The organism is Streptomyces sp. NPDC126497 (genome assembly GCF_040302425.1).
Lineage (GTDB): Bacteria > Actinomycetota > Actinomycetes > Streptomycetales > Streptomycetaceae > Streptomyces.
Map to the genome: position 1 here is coordinate 1 of NZ_JBEORT010000172.1, position 6,769 is coordinate 6,769.

Here is a 6,769-nt window from a genome sequence, read left to right on the forward strand (position 1 = left end):
TCAGATCTTTTCCGACCCGATTTCCTCGGTGCTTTCCAGGTTCCCGCTTCCGCGTTTCCCTTTCCGGCGGTTCCGACTCTATCAGATCCTTTCGGGTCTGATTCCCAGTCAGGGGGGTTCGTCTTCCCGGCCGTTGGGCCGTTCCGACGTCTCAAACCTTAGCGGACCCTCTCCCCGTTCCTCAAATCGAGGGATGGAATTGAATTTCGAGCATGCCGAAATCATTCCCACCGGGAGGTTGTGCTGGGGTTTTGAGTGCCGCAGTCGCGGCGGAAGGCGCTGCCGAAGAACCGTTACGGCCCCGCGGCAACCCGAAGAACCTTACGGACCGGCAGGGAGGCTGTCAAGCACCTCTGACCAAGATCTTTCAGTCCAGGTCGCTGAGGCGCCCGCCGGCGTCCGGCTGGGCCTCTTCCACCCGGCGCAGGAGGCGGGTGAGGACCTCCCCCAGCGTCGCCCGCTCGTCCGGGGCGAGGTCCTGGAGGAGATCCTCCTCGAAGACGGTGGCGAGGCGCATCGCCTCGAGCCACTTCTCTCGGCCGGCGGAGGTCAGCTCCACGATCACGCGGACCCGGTTGCTCTCGTCCCGCTCCCGGTTGACCAGCCCTTCGGCGACCATGCGGTCGATCCGGTGGGTCATGGCGGCCGGGGTCAGTCCGAGACGCTTGGCGAGGTCGCCGGGGCCCATGCGGTACGGGGCGCCGGAGAGGACGAGGGCCTTGAGGACCTCCCAGTCGGCGTTGGTGATGCCGAGCTCGGCGGTCTGACGGCCGTAGGCGACGTTCATGCGGCGGTTCAGACGGGACAGTGCGTTGACGATCTTCTCGACCTGGGGGTCGAGGTCCTGGAACTCGCGCTGGTACGCGGCGATCTGCTCTTCGAGTGTCGGCTCGCCGAGGCCGGAGGTGTCGCCCATGGCCGCAGTATGGCATGCCCCTTCTTTGCCTTGAAGTCCTTCGCTATGTAGTCTTTAGCATCGAACTTTAGCTTCTAACTCTTCACTCCTAACTGCTTGAGAGAGGTGAACGTGACCAGGGCGATGGGCGCAGCGATGCGCCGGATCCACGTGGGCAACGCACTCAGCGCGTTCGGGCTGGGCTTCACGGTCCCGTATCTGTACGTCTACGTGGCGCAGGTACGAGGACTGGGGGCGATGACGGCGGGTCTCGTACTCGCCGTCTTCGCCGTGGCCGCGCTGATCGTGCTGCCGTTCGCCGGACGGGCCATCGTCCGGCGCGGCCCGCTGCCGGTGCTGCTCGTCGCCCTGGTCACGGCCGCGATCGGGGCGCTGAGCCTGGGTCTGTCGAGCGGTGCGGCGACCGTGCTGCTGTCGGCGGCGGCGCTGGGCGCCGGGCAGGCGGTGATGCAGCCGGCGCTCGCGACGATGATCGTGGACTGCTCGACCATGGAGAACCGGTCACGGGCGTTCGCCATGCAGTTCTTCCTGCAGAACCTCGGGCTGGGCGTCGGCGGTCTCATCGGCGGTCACCTCGTGGATCCCACGAAAGCCGGCTCCTTCACCCTCCTCTTCGCGATCGAGGCGGCGATGTTCCTGCTGCTGGTCGTGGTGATGGCGACGGCGCGGATGCCGCGTGCGCCCCGCGTCGGGGGAGCTCCGGCGGCGTCGGCCAAGGGCGGCTGGAAGCAGCTGCTGGGCAACCGTGCCATGGTGCAGCTGTGCGTGCTGGGCTTCGTGCTGTTCTTCGCCTGCTACGGGCAGTTCGAGTCGGGGCTGAGCGCGTACGGCGTCGAGGCCGCCGGGATCTCCACCTCCGCTCTGGGGACGGCCCTCGCGGCGAACACGTTGATGATCGTGGTCGCGCAGTTCGCGGTGCTCCGGTTCGTCGAGCGGCGCAAGCGCTCGCGCGTGATCGCGTCCGTGGGATTGATCTGGGCCGTGGCGTGGGCCGTGGCCGGGTACGCGGGGCTGGGGAACGGGAGCCAGGCGATGGCGACCGCCGCGTTCGTCTCGACGTACGCGCTGTTCGGACTCGGGGAGGCGATGCTGTCGCCGACGCTCGCGCCGCTGGTCGCCGATCTCGCGCCGGCCGGGATGGCAGGTCAGTACAACTCGGCGTTCGCCCTGGTGAAGCAGCTCGCGCTGGCCGTGGGCCCGGCGGTGGGCGGGCCGCTGGGCGCCTCGCTGCACGCTCCGTACATCGTGGTCTTCCTGCTGTTCTCGCTGGGCATCACGGTGCTTGCGGTGCGGCTGGGGCGGCAGCTCACGGACGTGCAGGACCAGCCGTCGGTGGCGCGGAGCCGTGTGGTGGTGCAGGGGGGCGCGGCCGCGGGGCAGACTCCGGCGCACGCCTGATCCACGCGCTCCACCCCCACCCCTGTACGCCTGTCCACTCCTGGACGCCCGGCTCGGTCACGAGCCGGGCGTCTTCGGCAGGAGGAACTCGCACCAGACCGCCTTGCCGCCGCCCGGGGTGCGTCGGCTGCCCCAGCCGGAGGCGATCGTCGCGACGATGGCGATGCCCCGGCCGGACTCGTCACCGGGTTCCGCGCGGCGGCGTCTCGGCAGGTGGTCGTCGCCGTCGGTGACCTCGATGATCAGGCGGCGGTCGGTGCGGCGCAGCCGCAGCCGCATGGGCGGGGTGCCGTGCTGGAGGGAGTTGGCGACCAGTTCGCTGGTGGCCAGGACGCCCAGGTCGTGCAGTTCGGCGGGGAAGCGCCAGCTGGTCAGCACGCCGGAGGCGAAGGCACGTGCCCGGGGGGCCGCCTCGACCCCGCCGAGCAGTTCCAGCGCGGCGTTGCGGAAGAGCTCGCCCTCCGGGCCCTTGCGGGCGGGGTGCTGGAGGACCAGGACGGCGACGTCGTCGTCGTGTTCCGGGGTCACGCCGGCCGAGCGGACCAGGCGGTCGCAGACGACCTGGGGGCTGCCGGTGGCTCCGGCCAGGGCGCGCTCCAGGGCGGCGATGCCCTCGTCCAGGTCCTCGTTCCTCCGCTCCACCAGGCCGTCCGTGTAGAGGACGGCGGTGGATCCGGGGCCGAGGGGGACGGAGCCGGAGGCGTGCATCCAGCCGCCGGTGCCGAGCGGGGGGCCGGTCGGTTCGTCGGCGCGCCGGACGGTGCCGTTCTCGTCGCGGACCAGGATGGGCAGGTGGCCGGCGGAGGCGTACACCAAGCGGCCCTCGTTGGGGTCGTGGATGGCGTACACGCAGGTGGCGATCTGGTTGGCGTCGATCTCCATGGCGAGGCCGTCGAGCAGCTGGAGCACCTCGTGCGGCGGGAGGTCGAGCCGCGCGTAGGCCCGTACGGCCGTCCGCAGCTGCCCCATGACCGCCGCCGCCCGTACCCCTCGACCCATCACGTCGCCGATGACCAGGGCGGTGCGGCCGCCGCCCAGGGTGATCACGTCGTACCAGTCGCCGCCGACGGCGGCCTCGGTGCCGCCGGGGTGGTAGGTGGCGGCGACGCGCAGGTCGTCGGGCTCCTCCAGCTCCTGGGGCAGGAGGGAGCGCTGGAGGGTGACGGCGGTCTCGCGCTGGCGGCGTTCGCTGGCGCGCAGGCGTTCGGCGGCCTCGGCGTGGTCGGTGACGTCGGTGGCGAAGACGAGCACCCCACAGCCCTCGACCTCGGTGACCGGGGTGCAGGTGAAGGTGTAGGAGCGGCCGTCGGGGGCCTTGCGGGACTTCACCGTGCGGGGCTTGCCGCTGCGCAGGACCTGGTCGAGGAGGGGCAGCAGGCCGAGTGCTTCCAGCTCGGGGAGTGCTCCGCGCGCGGGAGCGCCGATGGGACGGGCGCCGAAGGCCGCCGTGTAGGCGTCGTTGACGTAGGCGATGCGGTGGTCGGGGCCGTGGACCAGGGCGACGAGGGAGGGGACGTGGTCCAGGACCTCGCGCACTCCGAGCTCGTCGACGGCGGGCACGGACCGTACGTCGTCGGTGAGGTGTTCGGTGCGGGCCCCGGGCACGGAGCCCTCTCCCCGTCGGTCCGGGGGGACCGCGTGCTCGTTCCGCGCTGCGGCGCGGCGCTGCGTTCCGGGGAGCCGGGCGCTCCAGCGCGTGAAGTTCACGAATCCTTGCCTCGTGTAGTTGTCGGCGGCCGGAAGCCGGGACCGGCCGGGGCCCCGGGGGGCCGCACCGGGGCGGGCGGGCCCGCTCGCGGTGGTGGACCAGTCTGGCAGGGTGCCGACCGGGCCGGCATCCGTCAGACGCCGGGCCGGTCGCCGGAGTTCCTGGGTCCGGTCAGGACGACCCCTTCGGGTTGCGCGGGGGGCCTTGAGAGGGTTTTCCACCGGCCGCCAGTTCGAACTCCGCCCGGGGGTGTTCGAGTGAGCCGAGCGAGACGATCTCCCTCTTGAAGAGCCCGGCGAGCGTCCATTCGGCGGCCACTCGCGCCTTGCGGTTGAAGGTCGGAACGCGGCTGAGGTGGTAGGTCCGGTGCATGAGCCAGGCGGGGTAGCCCTTGAGCCTGCGCCCGTACACCTGTGCGACCCCCTTGTGCAGCCCGAGGGAGGCGACGGAACCGGCGTACTTGTGGGCGTACGTCTCCAGCGGTTCGCCCCGCAGGGAGTGGACGACGTTGTCACCGAGGACCCGCGCCTGGCGGAGCGCGTGCTGCGCGTTGGGGGCGCATTCCCGCCCGGGCTCCCCCGCGGTGACGTCGGGGACGGCGGCGGCGTCCCCCGCGGCCCAGGCGTGCGCGGCCCCGTCCACCGCCAGCTCGGCGGTGCACTTCAGTCGCCCCCGTCCGTCCAGCGGCAGATCGGTGGCCGCGAGGACGGGGTGCGGTTTGACCCCGGCCGTCCACACGACCGTACGCGTGGGGAAGCGCGACCCGTCGCTGAGCACGGCGACCCGGTCGGCGCAGGACTCCAGCCGGGTCTCCAGGCGTACGTCGATGTTGCGCCGGCGCAGTTCGGTGAGGGTGTACCGGCCCATCTCCTCCCCGACCTCGGGCAGGATCCGCCCGGACGCCTCGACGAGGATCCACCTCATGTCCTCGGGCCGGACGGTGCGGTAGTACCGCGTGGCGTAGCGGGCCATGTCCTCCAGTTCGCCGAGCGCCTCGACGCCCGCGTAGCCGCCGCCCACGAAGACGAAGGTCAGGGCGGCGTCCCGGAGGGCGGGGTCGCGCGTGGAGGAGGCGATGTCCATCTGCTCGAGGACGTGGTTGCGCAGGCCGATGGCCTCTTCCACCGTCTTGAAGCCGATGGCGTGGTCGGCGAGGCCGGGGACGGGGAGGGTGCGCGACACGGAACCGGGGGCGAGCACCAGTTCGTCGTAGGCGACCCGCCGCCCTCCCGTGCCCTCCTCACCGGTGGCGAGCGTGCTGACGGTGGCGGTGCGCCCGGCGTGGTCGATGCCGGTGACCTCGCCGATGACGACGTGGCACCGGTCGAGGACACGACGCAGCGGTACGACGACGTGGCGAGGGGAGATGGCACCGGCGGCCGCTTCGGGGAGGAAGGGCTGGTACGTCATGTACGGATCCGGGGTGACGACCGTGATCTCGGCCTCGCCCCGTCCGAGTTCCCGCTTCAGCCTCCGCTGGAGGCGCAGGGCCGTGTACATCCCGACGTAGCCGCCGCCGACAACGAGAATGCGCGCACGTTCCTTCACCATCCCATGACGCACCCGCCGCTTGCGTTTGTCCACAGCCCCGACGAATTGTGTGACCGGAGGGCCTACGCGTCCCGGCTGGGCCGATTCACCGGTCTTCCCGGCATCCTCCCAGGTCAGCGGCGGCGAACCGGCCTCCGCTCCGGGCCGCATTCAGGACGTATACGACCCGTACTCCGATCGGGGGGCGCTCCGTGCGGAACCTGCCTCTTCTGAATTGACTCCCTCTCAACTATGTTCGTCTGTCGACGGGGTGGGGGAATGTGCTCATCGGGCTCGCGACGGGCGGGACCGGCAAGCAGGGCCTGTTCCACACGCCCCGGCCATCGATGGCGGGGAGAAGTCTCCGGGGGGAGACGTCATTACCGGGGGAACACACATGCATGTTCAGGACTCTCATTGGTCTTCCGCTCTCGCGGCCGGCGCGACGATGAGCGCGCCCACGGGCGGCGGGCGCCCGGACGGAGCGCGCACGACACCGTTGCGCGTGGACGCCCAGCGCAATCTGGAGCACGTGTTGCGTGCCGCGCGGGAGGTCTTCGGCGAGCTGGGCTACGGCGCGCCGATGGAGGACGTGGCACGCCGGGCACGGGTCGGCGTGGGCACGGTGTACCGGCGCTTCCCGAGCAAGGACGTCCTGGTGCGGCGGATCGCCGAGGAGGAGACCTCCCGGCTGACCGACCAGGCGCGGGCCGCGCTCGGCCAGGAGGACGAGCCGTGGTCGGCGCTGTCCCGGTTCCTGCGCACGTCGGTCGCGTCCGGTGCGGGGCGGTTGCTGCCGCCGCAGGTGCTGCGGGTGGGCGTGATGGAGGAACACGGCCTGCCGGACCACGCGCGGTTGCCGCAGCAGCGGACGCAGGCGGCGGGAGAGCTGCGGCTGGTGCCGGAGGCGTCGGCGGACGCGGCGGCGGACGACGCGGGGGCGGCTGAACTTCTCGATGTCGTAGGGCAGTTGGTGGAGCGGGCGCGAGCGGCGGGGGAGCTGCGGGCGGATGTGTCCGTTTCGGACGTGCTGCTGGTGATCGCCACCGCGGCGCCGTCCCTGCCGGATGCGGCGCAGCAGGCCGCGGCGTCTTCGCGGTTGCTGGACATCCTGCTGGAGGGTCAAAAAGCTGCTGATATCCTTAAAAAAGTAACGGAAGAATATAAAGACGGGATCTGGACAGATGATGCCTTATTTACCTTAGGTGATTTATACG

At 71.0% G+C, this 6,769-nt stretch carries 4 protein-coding genes and 1 pseudogene; 2 read left to right on the plus strand and 3 right to left on the minus strand.

Annotation, left to right across the window (positions count from 1 at the left end; genetic code table 11):
• Positions 1-367: 367 nt before the first annotated feature.
• Positions 368-916 carry a MarR family winged helix-turn-helix transcriptional regulator gene (locus ABTY20_RS34465; protein WP_352001090.1) on the minus strand — a complete coding sequence of 183 codons (549 nt, stop codon included), beginning with the start codon at positions 914-916 and terminating at the stop codon, positions 368-370.
• A gap of 123 nt (positions 917-1,039) precedes the next feature.
• Between ABTY20_RS34465 and ABTY20_RS34470 the strand changes: the two genes are divergently transcribed.
• Positions 1,040-2,314, plus strand: coding sequence for an MDR family MFS transporter (locus ABTY20_RS34470; protein WP_352001093.1), 1,275 nt, complete (start codon positions 1,040-1,042; stop codon positions 2,312-2,314).
• A 57-nt stretch (positions 2,315-2,371) separates the two neighbouring features.
• Here the strand turns inward: ABTY20_RS34470 and ABTY20_RS34475 are convergent, their stop codons facing one another.
• Positions 2,372-4,021: an ATP-binding SpoIIE family protein phosphatase gene (locus ABTY20_RS34475; protein ID WP_352001091.1), complete on the minus strand. Its 1,650-nt coding sequence runs from the start codon at positions 4,019-4,021 to the stop codon at positions 2,372-2,374.
• Between the two features lie 172 nt (positions 4,022-4,193).
• On the minus strand, positions 4,194-5,573 hold the full coding sequence (locus tag ABTY20_RS34480) for an NAD(P)/FAD-dependent oxidoreductase (protein ID WP_352001092.1): 1,380 nt from the start codon (positions 5,571-5,573) through the stop codon (positions 4,194-4,196).
• Positions 5,574-5,949: 376 nt separating this feature from the next.
• Here ABTY20_RS34480 and ABTY20_RS34485 point away from each other — a divergent pair.
• A pseudogene (locus ABTY20_RS34485) lies at positions 5,950-6,684 on the plus strand (TetR/AcrR family transcriptional regulator); the annotation flags it as partial.
• Positions 6,685-6,769: the final 85 nt, after the last annotated feature.

Coding starts and splice junctions, on each gene's coding strand:
- ABTY20_RS34480 (WP_352001092.1), bottom strand. CDS start 5,573: ATGGTGAAGGAACGTGCGCGCATTCTCGTTGTCGGCGGCGGCTACGTC.
- ABTY20_RS34465 (WP_352001090.1), bottom strand. CDS start 916: ATGGGCGACACCTCCGGCCTCGGCGAGCCGACACTCGAAGAGCAGATC.
- ABTY20_RS34470 (WP_352001093.1), top strand. CDS start 1,040: ATGGGCGCAGCGATGCGCCGGATCCACGTGGGCAACGCACTCAGCGCG.